General features: G+C 71.2%; 12 protein-coding genes. 4 read left to right on the plus strand and 8 right to left on the minus strand.

Annotation, left to right across the window (positions count from 1 at the left end):
- The first annotated feature begins 41 nt into the window (after window positions 1-41).
- Window positions 42-698, plus strand: a complete 657-nt coding sequence (locus ACZ41I_RS09395) for a hypothetical protein (protein WP_468513685.1) — start codon at window positions 42-44, stop codon at window positions 696-698.
- A gap of 17 nt (window positions 699-715) precedes the next feature.
- On the opposite strand, the gene ACZ41I_RS09400 is transcribed toward ACZ41I_RS09395, so the two are convergent.
- The 8 genes from ACZ41I_RS09400 to ACZ41I_RS09435 form a co-directional block, all read right to left on the minus strand.
- Window positions 716-1,762: a glycosyltransferase gene (locus ACZ41I_RS09400; protein ID WP_468321713.1), complete on the minus strand. Its 1,047-nt coding sequence runs from the start codon at window positions 1,760-1,762 to the stop codon at window positions 716-718.
- Complete coding sequence (locus ACZ41I_RS09405; RefSeq protein WP_468513686.1) at window positions 1,759-5,370, minus strand: DUF4082 domain-containing protein; 3,612 nt, start codon at window positions 5,368-5,370, stop codon at window positions 1,759-1,761. The genes ACZ41I_RS09400 and ACZ41I_RS09405 overlap by 4 nt, the downstream gene beginning before the upstream one ends.
- A 61-nt stretch (window positions 5,371-5,431) precedes the next feature.
- Entirely contained in the window at window positions 5,432-6,550 is a 1,119-nt protein-coding gene (locus ACZ41I_RS09410) for a DegT/DnrJ/EryC1/StrS family aminotransferase (protein ID WP_468513687.1), read from the minus strand.
- Entirely contained in the window at window positions 6,547-7,236 is a 690-nt protein-coding gene (locus ACZ41I_RS09415) for a NeuD/PglB/VioB family sugar acetyltransferase (protein ID WP_399769328.1), read from the minus strand. The genes ACZ41I_RS09410 and ACZ41I_RS09415 overlap by 4 nt, the downstream gene beginning before the upstream one ends.
- Window positions 7,233-8,372: a DegT/DnrJ/EryC1/StrS family aminotransferase gene (locus ACZ41I_RS09420; RefSeq protein WP_399769330.1), complete on the minus strand. Its 1,140-nt coding sequence runs from the start codon at window positions 8,370-8,372 to the stop codon at window positions 7,233-7,235. The genes ACZ41I_RS09415 and ACZ41I_RS09420 overlap by 4 nt, the downstream gene beginning before the upstream one ends.
- Window positions 8,369-9,343: an NAD-dependent epimerase/dehydratase family protein gene (locus ACZ41I_RS09425; protein WP_468513688.1), complete on the minus strand. Its 975-nt coding sequence runs from the start codon at window positions 9,341-9,343 to the stop codon at window positions 8,369-8,371. The genes ACZ41I_RS09420 and ACZ41I_RS09425 overlap by 4 nt, the downstream gene beginning before the upstream one ends.
- 31 nt (window positions 9,344-9,374) lie before the next feature.
- Window positions 9,375-10,430: a Gfo/Idh/MocA family protein gene (locus ACZ41I_RS09430; protein WP_468513689.1), complete on the minus strand. Its 1,056-nt coding sequence runs from the start codon at window positions 10,428-10,430 to the stop codon at window positions 9,375-9,377.
- A 23-nt stretch (window positions 10,431-10,453) separates the two neighbouring features.
- A complete protein-coding gene (locus ACZ41I_RS09435) occupies window positions 10,454-11,860 on the minus strand; it encodes a sugar transferase (protein WP_399769334.1) in 1,407 nt (468 codons plus the stop codon).
- Window positions 11,861-12,170: 310 nt separating this feature from the next.
- Between ACZ41I_RS09435 and ACZ41I_RS09440 the strand changes: the two genes are divergently transcribed.
- Genes ACZ41I_RS09440 through ACZ41I_RS09450 form a run of 3 tightly spaced genes read left to right on the plus strand, consistent with a single transcriptional unit; the run spans window position 12,171 to window position 15,379 of the window.
- Complete coding sequence (locus tag ACZ41I_RS09440; RefSeq protein WP_399769336.1) at window positions 12,171-13,019, plus strand: glycosyltransferase; 849 nt, start codon at window positions 12,171-12,173, stop codon at window positions 13,017-13,019.
- Window positions 13,020-13,046: 27 nt separating this feature from the next.
- Window positions 13,047-14,306: an MFS transporter gene (locus tag ACZ41I_RS09445; RefSeq protein WP_468513690.1), complete on the plus strand. Its 1,260-nt coding sequence runs from the start codon at window positions 13,047-13,049 to the stop codon at window positions 14,304-14,306.
- A gap of 32 nt (window positions 14,307-14,338) precedes the next feature.
- On the plus strand, window positions 14,339-15,379 hold the full coding sequence (locus ACZ41I_RS09450; protein WP_399769340.1) for a TolB family protein: 1,041 nt from the start codon (window positions 14,339-14,341) through the stop codon (window positions 15,377-15,379).
- The last annotated feature ends 38 nt before the right edge of the window (window positions 15,380-15,417 follow it).

The following is a 15,417-nucleotide window of genomic DNA, read 5'->3' on the forward strand; positions in this document are numbered from 1 at the left end:
CGCGTGCCCTGCCAGTATCGGGGGCGACGGAAGGAACTCACATGTCGCCCGGGAACGTCGCCGATGCGCTGCTCCGACGCTGGTACGTCGTGGTGGTCGCGCTGCTGCTGACGGCCGCCGGGGCGTATCACGTGGTGCGTCCCGCTCCCCAGTACGTCGGGTCCGCGGTGGTCGTCCTCAAACCGCCGGTGACGCGGAACCAGCCCAATCAGCTCACCAATCTGCAGCCCCCGCTCGCCCTGGTGTCCTATGCGGTCGTCCAGCAGCTGCGATCCCCGGACGGTGCAAAGGAGTTGCGGGCCGCGGGCGTTCGGGGGAGCTACCATCTCGTCCCACGCAACAGCGGCACCAGCGCGACGCCCCGTTACCTGATCCCCTCGCTGCAGATGCAGTCGCAGGCGTCCGGCGCCGGCGCCGCCGTGGCGGCGGTCCGTCGCATGATCGATGTCTACACCCGGCATGTCGACCAGTTGCAGTCGGCCCAGGGGGTGCCGGCCGGGTCGCGGATCACCGCCTCCGTCCTGACCTCGCCGAGCGCGGCACAGGTGCAGGGTGACAAGAGCCGGGGCCTGGCGGGCATGGCACTGCTCGGCGCGGCCGGCGGGGTTCTCGGCGCGTTGTGGCTCGACCGGTTCCTGCTGAGGCGCCGTCACGTCTCTCCCCGCCGTCACGCCGGCCCTGTTCCAGCGACCCACTGAGGCTTGCCGACGCACCATCAGATACCGCGGCGCTTCCACGACTCCCACCACAGCCACTCCCGGCCGCGCTCGGCCACGGCCGACCACACCAGCGGCTGCAGATAGGGCATGACCTGCGCACCGATCCGCCTGCGCAACCGCAGCGCACGGTATTCCGGCAGCGCCGTGTATCCCGGCAGGCACTGCGCGGCGAACTCCACGCACGCGTCGACCGGGACGACATCCGTCCGCCCCCGGTCGTAGGCCCGGTACGCCCGGCGCAGCGCGAAGCGGGCGAGCCGGGTGTGGACCTCGTCGGCCAGGCGGTCGGCGTGGGGCAGCCGGTCGGCGCATTTGGCGAGCACCGAGTCGAAGGCCACCAGGCGCTGGCGCAGGTCGTCGAGCTGACCGCCGAAGTCGGTGGTGGACATGTTCTTGCCGTGGACGCGGTAGAAGGCCTGGTCGGCACCGCGGATGTAGCCGACGTCGGCGTGTGCGGCGAGCCGCATCCACATCTCGATGTCACCGGCGTGCGGCAGGGCCGGGTCGTAGCCGCCGACCGTGCGCTGGAGGCTGGTGCGGACGACGACTTCCGGCGAGGTGATGCAGCCGGTGCCCTCGCGGAAGCGCCGCTCCAGCCACCACCGCCCGGGATAGACGACCGAGCCGGTGCTGTGCGTGCGGGCCGCCGGCAGCGGGCCGCCGTGCTGGAAACGCAGCGGGCGCCCATAGGCGAACCCCGCTTCGGGATGGGCGTCCAGCAGCGCGGCGGCCCGCACCAAGGCCCCTGGGACCAGCCGGTCGTCGGCCGACAGGAGGGCGACGTAGTCGCCGTCGGCCCATTCCAGCAGGCCCTCGTTGTAGGTGGCGATGTGGCCCTTGTTGGTCGCGTGGACGCGGACTTCGATCCGGGGGTCGGAGGCGGCCAGCTTGTGCGCGGTCTCCGCCGAGTCGTCGGGCGAGGCGTCGTCGATGACGAGTACCCGGACGTCGACGCCGTCCTGCTCGTCCAGGACGCTGCGCACGCAGTCGGCCAGGAAGTGGCCGTACTTGTAGCAGGGGATCACGACACTGACGGTGCTCATCGATCAAGGGAGCCAATCTTCTTGCGGACGGTCTTGCCGGTCAGGGTCCAGCTGCGGGACTTCACCGGGTGCTGGTGCCGGTCCCGGGCGGTGACGGTGACCGTGAACCGTGTGCCGTCCGGCAACGGGGCGGACAGGTGGACGGACACCCTGTGGGTGGCCCGGTCGTAGGAGGTGACGGCGGTGATGTGGAGCTTCCTGGCCGCCTCGGAACCCCTCAGGACGGTCACGGTCGCCTTGACGGACGACACGCCGGCCGAGGCGGGCAGGGTCGTGACGAGGGCGTCCTGCGCGTCGGCGGTGTGTGTCACCGAGGACGCGGTCACCTCCGAGGCCTTGGCCGTCGACAGGGACGCACTCGGGTTGTCGGCGGTGAAGACCGGGCCGACCCAGTAGTTCGCGGAGCTGTAGGAACCGTTGGGGAAGGCCGGGTCGGTGCCGTACCGGTAGAGCCCGTTGTGGTGCGCGGTGGTGTCGGCGGTGGCGGTCAGCGGATAGGACTGGTGGGCTGCCGCGAAGTAGCCGCCGTCCACCGCGTAGTTGCCGTGCGGCGCGTGGTAGGAGACGACGTACGGGGTGCCCGCGGTCACGGCCACCGGAGCGGCGAACGTCATCTGCTGCCAGCCCGAGGCCGTCTCGCCGGTGAAGGTGCCGGTGGCGAGCAGCGTGCCGTCGTCGGTCCACAGGCTGCCGGTGTGCGTGCCGGTGTTGCCGGTGCCCTTGTAGAACGTGACGCCGGTGATCCAGCCGTCCGCCGAGGAGGTGAACCGGGTGCCCAGCTCCACGGAGTTGGTGTCACTGGTCATGTCGGCGTTGGCCGGCACGGTGGACGAGCCCCACAGCGTGCAGGGACAGGTGACCGCGGGCGGGGTGGAACTGGTGGTGAAGGACCAGGTCACCGGGTCGGCCATGGCGTTGCCCCACAGGTCGGAGGCCTGGACGGACGCGGTGTAGGTGGTGTGGAGTTCCAGCTGCGTCGACGGTGTGAGGGTCGCCTTGTCGGACGCGGGGAGCGTGGTGGTTCCCGGCACGGTGGTGCCGTCCGGGCCTTTCAGGGTGAACGTCAGATCGTCGGTGTCGACGGCCGAGCTGAAGACGGCCGACACCGGTGCGGTGATCGACACACCGGTCGCCCCGGACGTCGGGGAGGTGGAGGTGACGGTGGGCGGGGTCGTGCTGGCCGTCGAGGTGTCCAGCACGACATCGACCCAGTAGTTGCTGCCGGAGGACTGCGAGGACGGGAACGCGCTGGTCGAGCCGTAGTGGTAGACGCCGTTGCCGCCGTCCGTGCCGGACTTCAGTGCCGTGAGCGGGGCCAGGCCGGCGTCGCTGCCGGAGAAGTAGCCGCCGTCGTAGGAGTACCCGCCGTTGGGAGCGAAGTAGGAGGCGACGTAGGTGGTGTTGGCCTTGACGCTGACCGGGGTGGCGAAGTTCAGCTGCTGCCAGCCGGAGGCCGTCTCCTTGGTGAAGGTGCCGGTGGCCAGGCGGGTGCCGGAGGCGCTCCACAGGCTCCCGGTGTGGGTGCCCGTATTGGCCGGTGACTTGTAGAAGCGGACACCGGTGAGGGAACCGGCCGTCGTGGTGCGGAACTTGACGCCGAGCTCCACCGAGCTGCCGTCGCCCGCGTTGACGGTGCCGGGAACGGCCGAGGCCGGCCAGACGGTGCAGGGGCAGGCCTGCGGGCCGACGGTCAGCGGGACGGTGGTGACCGCGCCGATGTTGACGCTGTCGTCGACCGCGCGGACTGCGACGGACGCCGGGCCCGGGGTCGTCGGGGTCCAGCTGTAGCTCCAGGACGCCAGGCCGTTCGCGGCCTTCCAGGTGGTTCCGCCGTCCGTGGACACCTCCACGCGGGCCACCACGCCTCCGCCGGAGTCGGTGGCGGTGCCGGTGATGGTGACCGGCTTCAGCGCCGGGACGGTGATCCCGGAGGCCGGGCTCTTCACGGTGACGGCCGGACCCGTGGTATCGGTGGAGGCCGTCGCGGTGACGAGGTTGCTCTGCAGGGTCAGTGGCTTGACCCCCATGTCGGCCAGGACGTTCACGGTCGCCTGCTGCATCCGGGCGTCCTCGGTGACCACCGTGTCCTCGGGGTTGTAGGTGGGGATGTCGGTCAGGCCCCACGACCACTGCACGGTCCCCGCCCCGAACACCAGGGCGCCCGAGTCCCGGTCGCGGAACTCGACGAGGTTGTGCGTCGCCGTGCCGTTGCCGTACACGTTGCCCCAGTCCGTGCGGAGCTTGCCGTCGTTGATGTCCACGGTCGTGGACGACAGGTCGATCTCCCCCGCGGGCCTGGTGCCGTTGTCGATGTCGCTGTCCCACTCGTAACCGAGGGTGCCCGTCGGGAAGGTGGCGGTCTGCCCGGCGGTGAGGTTGGCGATGGAGGTGTTGCGCCACAGCCGGTTCCTGCCGTACGAGCCGGGGACGGTGATCGCGTCGCTGCGGTAGCCGTTCACCTGGAACATGGAGCCGGTGAGGATGTTCGGCGGCTGGTAGGTCTGGCCGTAGTCGCTGCCGGCCGGGTCCATCCAGGTGCCGGTCCAGATGCCGCTGGGGTCGGCGATGCCGTTGTTCTGGGACATCTTGGTCATCTTGTAGCAGACCAGGGTCCGGTTCGCCGTGCCGGCGCCGTCGATGCTCGGGGCGAGCCGCGTCTTCCAGAAGACCTCGTTGCCGCTGAAGAAGGCCTCGCGGACGCCTGCCTTGCGGGCCGCCAGGACGTTGGAGTACTGGCTCTGCGTCCAGTACTCGTCATGACCGGAGGACATGTACACCTTGTGCTTCTTCAGCAGGGTGGCGCCGTTGGCCGACACGTCCACGCCGGACAGGTAGCTGACGTCGTAGCCGTTGCGTTCCAGCCAGGACAGCATCATGTACTCGGAGCCGTAGATGCCGTTGTCACCGCCGATGTCCAGCGGCCGGTTGTAGCTGACCTCGTAGGCGCGGCCGTCCGGAGCGGGCCCGGTGCCGCCGTACAGATCCTGGCCGCCGTAGTCGTTGTAGGCCTGCCAGGTCTGATCGCTGGTCTGTACGACGATGTCGGAGGTGCTGGAGTCGTTGCGGACGACGAACGGGTACGGCATCAGGCCGTCGCCGTCCGTCTGCGTCAGGTTCGCGATGTACAGGCCGGACACGGCACCGCTGGGCACCGTCCAGGTCGCGGTCACGGGCCAGTTGCCGCAGTCGACCAGGCCGGTGCTGCTCTTCGTGGTGCAACCGGCCGGCTTGGTGATGTAGTTGGCCGGATAGGTCACGGCCGCCTGGGCCGCGGTGGACATCTCGCGCGCGCCGTCGCCGCCGTACCAGCCCAGCCGGTAGATCTCGATGTGGTAGGGGACCTTCGACTGGACCTTGAACTGGACGGTGTCCCCGGCCTGGACGCTCTCCTTGGTGGAGAACCCCTGGATGTCACCGTAGGCGTTGGGCGAGAACCAGTCGGATTTCGGGCTGCCCGGCTTGGAGTTCTCGCACACGACGGGGTTCGAGCCGGCTCCGCACGGATCGGATGCCGCCTGGGCCGGTACAGCCTGGGGGAGCACCGCCCATATCAATGCCGCCACGACGGCGAGGCGGACGCCCCGGATCCGTCTGCTCCATCTGTTCATGAGTACCTCTCAGCGGTGCTGTGCAGGACCGACGCGTGCCGTCGGGTGGAGCCGGGGCCGGTCAGCTTCCGAGCGCGTCGGTGAGCGTGTCCACGACGCGCTGCTGCTGATCGGCGGTGATCTGCGGGTACAGCGGGAGCGACAGGATCCGGCCGGCCGCCCTCTCGGCGTTCGGGAAGTCGCCCCGGACGTGGCCGAGATGGCGGTACGCGGGCGTGAGGTGCACCGGGACGGGATAGTGCACACCCGCGCCGATGCCCTCGGCGTTGAGCTTGCCGACGATGTCGTCGCGGTCCGCGCCGACGACCTGGACGACGTACAGGTGCTGGACGTGGACGTTGCCGGGCGCCGTCGTGGGGAGCACGATGCGGCCGGTGACCGCCAGGTCGGCGAGCAGTGCGTCGTAGCGGGCCGCGGCTGCCCGCCGGGCCGCGTTGCCGTCCGCCAGCCGGGCCAGCCTGGCCCGCAGGACGACGGCCTGCAGCCCGTCGAGACGGCTGTTGAACCCGGGCACGTCGTGGCGGTACTTGGCGACGCCGCCGTGGTTCGCGATCGCCCGCACCAGGCCGGCCAGTTCCTCGTCGTCGGTCAGCACCGCGCCCGCGTCGCCGTAGGCACCCAGGTTCTTGCCCGGGTAGAAGCTGGTGGCCGCGATGCCGCCACTGCCCGGCGCGCGGCCGTCGCGGGTGGCGCCCTGGCACTGCGCGGCGTCCTCGACGACCCGTACGCGACCGGGCAGCCGGCCGGCCAGTTCCGTCACGTCGGCCATCTGCCCGTAGAGGTGCACCGGTACCACCGCGCGGGTGGCCGGGCCGACCGCGTCCAGCGCGGCCTGGGGGTCGAGCAGGTGGGTGTCGGGCAGGCAGTCCGCCAGGACCGGTCGCGCACCGATTCTGGCCACGGCGCCCACGGTGGCGATGAAGGTGTTGGCGGGCACCACGACCTCGTCGCCGGGCCCGACCCCACGGGCGCGCAGGGCGAGTTCGACGGCGTCGGTTCCGTTGGCGACGCCCACGCAGTGCGCGACACCGCCGAACTCCGCGTACGCGTGCTCGAATCGGCGGACCTCGTCTCCGCCGATGAACGCGGTGTCGGCCAGGATCCGTTCGAATCCTGCCCGTACCTCCTCGGCCACCTCGGCGTGGGCCGCCTTGAGGTCGACAAGCGGAATCTGGTTCATCGGACGGGTCCCCCCATTTTTCGCGTCGCGAGTTCGTCGAGCGCGGGCGCGTCCGCCGCGCGCAACCGCCGGGCCGGGCTCCCCGCCCAGACCTCTCCCGGCGGCACATCGCCGAGCACGGTGCTGCCCATCCCGACCAGCGACCAGGCTCCGATCGCCGTGCCCTCCCTGACCAGGGCCCCGGAGCCGACATAGGCGCCCCGCTCCAGCCGCGCTCCCCCGCCCAGGCGGACGCCGGACGCGAGAGTGACGTAGTCCTCCACCACGTCGTCATGGGTGAGGACGACCTGCGGCATCACCGCCACATGCGCACCCACCCGCACGGCGGCGGTCAGGACGCAGTGCGCGAGCAGGACCGAGCCGGGGCCGACCCGGGACGTCGATGACACCGCCGCCGCCGGGTGGATCACGGTGGCGTAGCGGTCCGGGGGCAGGGCGAGCCTGCGGGCCAGACGGGCGCGGGCCGCGTAGTCCCGGGGGTTGCCCACGCAGATCACCACGCGGGCGCGGGGCAGGTCGTGGACCAGGTCGCAGCCGCCGAGGACGGGCACGCCGTCCACCTCGGTACCGTGCAGGGCGGAGTTGTCGTCGAGGTGCCCGAGCAGCTCGGCATCGGCCGCGTCGCGTACGGCCTGTGCGGTCTCCCGGGCGAAGCCGCCCGCGCCGACGATCAGCAGCCCGTTCATCTTCGGGCCTGTTCGCGCAGCGCCGCCACGACGCGGTCCTGCTGGGCCTCGGTCATCGTGTGGAACAGGGGCAGGATCAGTGAGTCGCGGCTGATCCGCTCGGTGACCGGCAGCGGCGCGCGGGGGTGGTCCGCGTAGGCGGGTTCGAGGTGCGCGGCCATGATCCCGCGCCGGGCGGAGACACCGGCCTCGGCGAGGGCGGCGAGCAGGTCGTCCCGGCCTGCGGGGAAGTCCTGGTCCAGCAGCACCCAGTAGGACTGGAAGTTGCTCTGCCCGTGCGCGGGGTCGCGTACGGGAGTGAGGCCGGGGACGTCGTGCAGCAGCGTGTCGTAGCGGGCCGCCAGCTGTCGGCGGCGCGCGATCATCGCGTCGAGTTTCCCGAGCTGGACCAGGCCGACCGCGGCCTGGATGTCGGTCATCCGGTAGTTGAAGCCGACCTCCAGGTAGCTCTCCAGGACCGGCCTGTTGCTCGCATGGCGCTCGGCCGCCGAGGCGTTCATACCGTGCTCGCGCAGCCGGCGCAGGCGGGCCGCCCACTCGGCGCTGTCCGTGCTGATCATGCCGCCCTCCCCCGTGGTGACGACCTTGCGCGGGTGGAAGGACCAGGCGGCGATCAGCGCGCCGTGCCCCACGGGCTTGCCGCCGACGGTGGAGCCGATGGCGCAGGCCGCGTCCTCGGCCAGGGGCAGGTCCCAGTCCGCGCAGGCGGCGCGCAGGGCGTGCACATCGGCCGGTACGCCGCCCTGGTGGACGGCGAGGACGGCCTGGGTGCGCGGGGTGCGGACCGCGTCCACGGTGGCCGGGGTGAGGTTGCCGGTGGCGGGGTCGACGTCGGCGAACACGGGCTCGGCGCCGACGTGGCGCACGGCGTTGGCGGTGGCGATGAACGACAGCGAGGGCACCACGACCTCGTCGCCGGGCCCCAGTCCGAGCGCGACGAGCGACAGGTGCAGGGCGGTGGTGCAGGAGCTGACCGCGACGGCGTGCTCGGCGCCCACCCGCTCGGCGAAGGCCCGCTCGAAGGCGGCGACCCGGGGGCCCTGGGCGACCCACCCGGACAGCACCGCGTCGGAGGCGGCCCGGGCCTCCTCCTCGCCGAGCCAGGGGATCATCACCGGGATGCGGTCGGTGCTCACTTGGCCGCCTCCCGCTCCGCGCGCCACCACGTCACCAGGTCGTTGAGGCCCGTGCGCAGGTCGATCCGCGCCGTGAAGCCCAGCCGCTCGGCGGCCTGTGCGGTGTCCGCGAGCCTGCGGGTGACCCCGTTCACCGTGCGGGCGGGCCCGTACACGGGCTCCAGTCCCTCGGCCCCCATCGCCTCCAGCAGGCCGTCGGCGAGTTCGCGCAGCGAAGTCTCGGTGCCGCTCGCGATGTTGAACACCTCGTCGGTGAGACCCGGCTCGGCGGCCAGGACGTTGGCCCTCGCGATGTCACGCACGTCGACGAAGTCCATGGTCTGCATGCCGTCGCCGAGGATCAGCGGCGGCTCGCCCGCCTCGATGCGCTCCATCCAGCGGATGAGCACCTCGGTGTAGAGACCGTGGATGTCCATCCGGGGGCCGTAGACGTTGAAGTAGCGCAGCGCCACGTAGTCCAGTCCGTACATGGCGTGGAAGCTGCGCAGCATGCCCTCGTTGAAGGCCTTGGCCGCGCCGTAGAAGGTGTCGTTGTTGTACGGGTGGTGGCGCTCGGTCGTCGGGAAGGTCTCGGCCAGGCCGTAGACGGACGCGGAGGACGAGGCGATCACCTTGGACACGCCGGCCTCGGCCGCTGCCTCCAGGACGTTGAAGGTGCCGTCGACCAGGACCTCGTTGGCGAGCCGTGGCTCCTCCGCGCACTGGGTGATGCGGATGGCGGCGAGATGGAACACCAGGTCGGCGCCCTCGGTGACCTTCCGTACGGTGGCGGCGTCCCGGATGTCGCCCTCGACGACCTCCACGACGCCGCCGGGCAGGGCCTGGGCGAGGTTGGCCCGCCGTCCGCGCACGAAGTTGTCGAGTACGACGATCTCGCGGGCGCCGCCCTCGGCCAGGAGGTCGACGAGGTGCGAGCCGATGGTGCCCGCTCCCCCGGTGACCAGGATCTTCTTTCCTCGTACGCTGCTCAACTGCCTTGCCCTCCCGGTCAATTGCATGTCCTCAGCGCTCGGCGCGCAGGCCGACGACCGCGCCCTTGAATTCGAGACTGCGGGACGCCGCTTCGAGAATGTCCAGCACCCTGAGGCCCGCCCGGCCGTCGGTCAGCGGCGCCCGCCCCGCACTGATCGCGTCGGCGAACTCGTCGACCATGCTGCGCAGCGCTTCCTTCTCGCCGATGGCGGGCGCGACCATGTCTCCGGCGCGGTACGAGATGAGCATGTCCCGGCGCTCGTCCGCGCCGATCTCCTGCGGTGCGGCCAGGTTCACGCCCCGGTCGTAGACCGCCACGCGCTGCAGGGGGTTGAGGTCGTCCCAGATCAGGGTGCGTTTGGCGCCGCCCACCATGGTGGTGCGAACCTTGGTCGGGGACAGCCAGTTGACGTGCACGTGCGCGATGGCGCCGGTGTTCAGCTGGAGCGTCAGATAGGCCACGCAGGCCTGTCCGGCGCCGATCGGGTCGGCACCGTGGGCGGCGACGGCGACCGGTTCGACGTGGTCGGGGAGGATGAAGTCGAGGATCGACAGGTCGTGCGGGGCCAGGTCCCACAGCACGTCGATGTCCTTCTGGACGAGGCCGAGGTTGATCCGGACCGAGTCGACGAAGTGGATCTCGCCCAGTTCGCCGGCCCGGACCAGCTCCCGGATGCGGCCCACGGCGGGCGTGTAGCAGTAGGTGTGGTCGCACATCAGGGTGAGGCCGCGCTCCTCCGCCTCGGTCACCAGGCGCATCCCGTCGGCGTACGTCGCCGCGAGGGGCTTCTCCACCAGGACGTGTTTGCCGGCACGCAGGGCGGCCAGGGCGATGTCGAGGTGGGTTCCGGCGGGTGTGGCGACGGCGACGGCGTCGACGGAGGGGTCGGCGAGGACGGCCGCGTAGTCCGCGGTGGCCTGGACCGTCGAATACCCGCCGAGGACCCGCTGGGCCCGCTCCACGTCCAGGTCGCACAGCCGGCGCAGCCGGAACCGCTCACTGGCCTGGAAGTTGCGGACGAGGTTGGGACCCCAGTAGCCGGCCCCGACGACCGCGACCCCCAACGGCTCCCTGGTCTGCGTCACGTGGTTCCTCTTCCCTTGGTCCATCAGTACGCCCCCGTTCCTCGCACCACTGCGGACCCGGTGCGCACCAGGATCGAAAGGTCCAGGCCCATCGACCAGTTGTCCACGTATCCGAGATCGAGCCGGACCGCCTCGTCCCAGGGCAGGTCGGAGCGGCCGCTGACCTGCCACAGTCCGGTGAGGCCGGGTTTCACGAGCAGCCGGCGCTTGATGTCCGGCGTGTACTCCTCCACCTCCTCGGGCAGCGGCGGGCGCGGGCCGACGAGTGACATGTGGCCTCTGACCACGTTGATCAGCTGCGGCAGTTCGTCGAGCGAGCTGCGGCGCAGGAACGAACCGACCCGGGTGACCCGCGGGTCCTCCCGCACCTTGAACAGCAGGCCGTCGCTGTTCTGGTTGAGGTGTGCCAGTTCCGCCCGCAGGGCCTCCGAGTCCGGTCGCATCGTGCGGAACTTCAGCATGGTGAAGTGGTCGCCGTACCGGCCCACCCGCTGCTGTCTGAACAGGGCGGGGCCGGAGCTGTCCAGCCGGACGATCAGGGCGATCAGCAGCATGGGCAGGGCGAGGACCGTCAGGAGAGCCGCTGCGAGCGTCCGGTCCAGCAGTTCCTTGGGCAGCCGGGAGATCCGGGACAGGTTCGGCCCCTGTAACCGCATCAGCGGCACCCCGTTGGTGGGCCGTACCGCCAGCCGGGAGGCGGACACATCGGTCAGTACGGGGGCCAGCAGGAAGTCGACGCCCTGTACGGCTGCCGTCCAGGACATCCGGCGCAGCACGGAGGCGTCGGCGCCGGGCACCGGCAGTGCCACGACGGTGCTGATGCCCAGGGCCCGGACCACGTCGTGCAGGTCGCCGAGACCGCCGAGGAAGGGCATCCCCAACTTGCGTGTTCTTGCGGCGTTCTGCGGGTCGCTCAGGCAGACTCCGGCGACCTGCAGTTCCTGTGCTCCGCCGCGCCGCAGCACCGTGGCCAGCTCCACGATGCCGTGCGACGGCCCGACCAGGAGCGTGGCGCTGCGGTCCCGGCCGCGTGACCATCGTCTGTGCAGCCGGCGGCGCAGGGTGTACCGGATCGACAGGGCGATCGCGGCGACCGGCACGGCAGCCATGGCCATGTCATGAAGGAGTCCGGAATCGTGTGTGAACAGCCAGTAGGCGACCGCGGCCAGCGCCGGCAGTGCGACGGCGCCTCGAAGCACCCGGCGGTACTCCTCGCTGCCCAGGCCCAGGGCGCTGCGGTCGTAGGAGCGATGGACGAGCATGACGACGATCCACGCCGGGGGCAGCGCCACAGCCACCGCCCAGCGGCCGTAAGCCGCGTGGATCAATAAGGCCGCGACAACGGCCGCCAGACCGTCCGCGACCAGCAGGGCTCTCCGGTACTTCTGCTCCCAACGTCTTCGGCGACCTTGTGGAATTCTGTGTTCCACAACCACATGCTCATGCGTGACCTCAATGGTCATGCCACCCCCCACATGCGCGGCTGTCCCTGACCGAAGTGCCCTCGACACAGCGGCACTGGAAAGCAAGGGAGCTTCAGCGGTTCCCCAACCGCCCCATGCCCCCGGCATGCTGGTATTGCCTGTGCAGAATCCGTTCACCGGGCCACGCCGTGACATGCGGTCGAGTTCCCCACCCAAATCGGCCCGGCGGTCCTCAATCTAGACCACGAGCCGCAGTCGCGGGAACAGTTGGACGAAACACGCATCGCATGAGCGATATTGGCTGCATACTGCCCCCGTGACGAGCATCGTGATCCCGGCTCACAACGAGGCACGAGTCATCGGCCGGCTCCTCGATTCCCTGCTGGCCGACAGCTCCGGGGCCGAGACCGACATCGTGGTCGTGTGCAACGGCTGTACCGACGACACCGCGCGGATCGCGGCCGCACGCGGCCCGCGCGTCCGGGTGGTCGAGATCCCCGTCCCGTCCAAGCACGTCGCCCTGCGCACGGGTGACGATCACGCGCGCGGCTTCCCGCGCCTGTATGTGGACGCCGATGTCGTGATCACGAGCGCCGCCGTACGGGCGCTGACCGAGCCGCTGTGCGACGCCACCGCGGGCGTTCTCGCCACCGCCCCCGAACGGCAGATCCCGCTGGCCGGCTGTGCCTGGCGGGTGCGCGCCTACTACCAGGTGTGGCAGCGGCTGCCGGCCGTGCGCAAGGGGCTGTTCGGCCGAGGCGTGATCGCGGTCTCCAAGGCCGGGCACGCCCGGATCGCCGCGCTGCCGCCGCTGATGGCGGACGACCTGGCCGCGTCCCTGGCCTTCGCCCCCGAGGAGCGACGCGTGGTCGGCGCGGCCCGTGTCGTGGTCCACCCGCCGCGCACCTGGCGGGACTTGATCAAGCGACGGATCCGCGCCGCGGTGTCCACCGCCCAGGTCGAACGGCAGCAGAGCCCGGACGGAGCTTCGGCGCGCACGAGCAAGGCGGATCTGCTGGCCGTGCTGCGCAGGGAGCCGAAGCTGTTCCCCGGTGTCCTGGTCTTCGTCGCGGCAGCGGTCGTCGCCCGCCGGAAGGCCCAAAAGGCCATCGGGGAAAAGGACTTCGGCACCTGGCTTCGGGACGAGAGCAGCAGGCATGCCTGATCCGCACCGCACCTGGAGTCCCTGACCATGTATCTCACCGACCGCTCCACACCGCCGGGGGCGGACACCGAGCAGGGCCGAAGACGCGGCCCGGTGCCCAAGGTCGCCCCGGTCGTGCTCGTGCTGGGTGCGGTCAGTCTGATCACCGACATCTCCTCGGAGATGGTCACCGCCGTCCTGCCGCTCTACCTCGTCAGCACGCTCGGCTTCAGCCCGCTGGGATTCGGCACCCTCGACGGCGTCTACAACGGCGTGAGCGCGCTGGTGCAGCTCACCGGCGGCCACCTCGCCGACCGGGTGCGCGGCCACAAGCTGCTGGCCGGACTCGGCTATGGACTGTCCGCGCTGTGCAAGCCGCTGCTCCTGCTCGCGAGCGGCCTCGGCACACTCGGTACGGTCCTCGCCCTGGAGCGGACCGGCAAGGGCCTGCGCACCGCCCCGCGCGACGCGATGATCTCCTTGTCGACGCCGGCCGGTCACCAGGGCCGGGCGTTCGGCGTCCACCGGGCGATGGACACCACCGGCGCGATGCTCGGCCCGCTGGCGGCCTTCCTCATCCTGCGCGCGGCGGCCGACGGCTACGACGCCGTGTTCGGCGTGAGCGCGTGTGTCGCCGCGCTCGGCGTGCTCGTCCTGGTGCTGTTCGTACCCGGCAGACGTCACAGCGCGCCAGGTGCGGCGGACGGCAGGCAGCCCGTCCGTGTACGCGAGGCGCTGGCGCTGCTGCGCCTGCCGCGTCTGCGGGCGCTCGCCGGCTGTGCCGCGCTGCTCGGCCTGACCACCGTCAGCGACGCCTTCGTCTATCTGCTGCTGCAGCGGCGTGCGGGGGTCGGCGAGCAGTGGTTCACGCTGCTGCCGCTGGGCACCGCCGCCGTGTTCCTGCTGCTGGCGGTGCCCGTCGGCGGACTGGCCGACCGGGCCGGACGGCGCACCGTGTTCCTCGCCGGGCACATGGGTCTGCTCATCGCCTACGCCCTCCTGCTGTGGGCCCCCGCCACGCCGGCCCTCCCCTTTCTCATCCTCGCCCTGCACGGCACGTTCTACGCGGCGACCGACGGTGTGCTCCCGGCCGCGCTCGCCGGCATCGTGCCCGAGCAGCTGCGCGCCAGCGGCCTGGCCATCGTCGGTACCAGCCAGGCGCTGGCCCGGTTCTGCTGCTCGCTGGCCTTCGGCGCCGCCTGGACGGTGTGGGGAGACGGACCGGCGCTGGCCGGATCGGCGGTCGGTCTGCTGTGCTGCGCCGCCGCCGCGGGCATGGTACTGCGGCCGACGGACGGGGCCCGATGACGCCGCCGGCACCGAGAACCACAAGGATTCCGATGACATCGCTGCGCCGCCGCCTGCTCGTACTCGTCGCGGCGGTCCTGCTCCTGGCAGGCCTGGCCACCGGCGTCGTGCTGCACGCCGCCGCCCGCGCGGACCGGGCGAACCAGCCGCAGACGGGCGGTCCCGCTGTCAGCGCAGGCACGGTGACGCTCGACCAGAAGGACCGCCTGACCTTCCTCAACGGGATCGGCGGCCCGCACCGCACCGCGGTCGCCGCGGTGCCGGCCACCGACCCCGGGGGCGGGCGGACCGCCTCGGACCTGAAGTGCGCGCGCTTCTACGCGGCGGCCGGCACGGGCGTCTGCCTGCAGTCCACCCCCGGCGTCCTCAGGCAGAGCAACCGCGCCCTGCTCCTGGACGACCGTCTGCGCACCCTGCGCACCTTCCCGCTCGCGGGCACCCCCAGCCGGGCCCGGGTCTCCCCCAGCGGCCACTTCGCCGCCTGGACCGTCTTCGTCTCCGGCGAGTCCTATGCGTCCGCCTTCTTCTCCACTCGGACCTCGATCCTCGACACCCGCACGATGCGGCTGACTCCCAGCCTGGAGACGTTCTCCATCGTCAAGGACGGCAAGCCCTACCACGCTTCGGACATCAACTTCTGGGGCGTCACCTTCGCCTCCGACGACGACACCTTCTACGCCACGCTCAACACCGCCGACAACACCTACCTCGTACGCGGTTCACTCTCCCGGCGTATGGTCACCACCCTGGCCCGGAACGTGGAGTGTCCCTCGCTCTCCCCCGACGGGACCCGCGTCGTCTTCAAGAAGCGGGTCCTGTCGGGTGCCGCCCTCTGGCACGAGTACGTCCTCGACCTGAACACCCTGCACGAGACGGCACTCGCCGAACGCCACAGCGTCGACGATCAGGCCGTCTGGCTCGACAACCACACCGTCGCCTATGCGCTCCCGGCCGACGGCAAGGTCGGCAGCAGCGACGTGTGGAGCGTCCCCGCGGACGGCACGGGAAGCCCCCGGCTGCTGATCGCGGGGGCCTCTTCGCCCGCGCCGATCCGGCCGGGAACGGCCTCATGAGCTCGTGGCGCACCTCCGGGGCGGAGGTGCGCCGGGCG

This window comes from Streptomyces sp. NPDC030799 (genome assembly GCF_055572255.1).

Coding starts and splice junctions, on each gene's coding strand:
- ACZ41I_RS09415 (WP_399769328.1), bottom strand. CDS start 7,236: ATGAACGGGCTGCTGATCGTCGGCGCGGGCGGCTTCGCCCGGGAGACC.
- ACZ41I_RS09445 (WP_468513690.1), top strand. CDS start 13,047: ATGTATCTCACCGACCGCTCCACACCGCCGGGGGCGGACACCGAGCAG.
- ACZ41I_RS09400 (WP_468321713.1), bottom strand. CDS start 1,762: ATGAGCACCGTCAGTGTCGTGATCCCCTGCTACAAGTACGGCCACTTC.
- ACZ41I_RS09410 (WP_468513687.1), bottom strand. CDS start 6,550: ATGAACCAGATTCCGCTTGTCGACCTCAAGGCGGCCCACGCCGAGGTG.
- ACZ41I_RS09450 (WP_399769340.1), top strand. CDS start 14,339: ATGACATCGCTGCGCCGCCGCCTGCTCGTACTCGTCGCGGCGGTCCTG.
- ACZ41I_RS09395 (WP_468513685.1), top strand. CDS start 42: ATGTCGCCCGGGAACGTCGCCGATGCGCTGCTCCGACGCTGGTACGTC.
- ACZ41I_RS09405 (WP_468513686.1), bottom strand. CDS start 5,370: ATGAACAGATGGAGCAGACGGATCCGGGGCGTCCGCCTCGCCGTCGTG.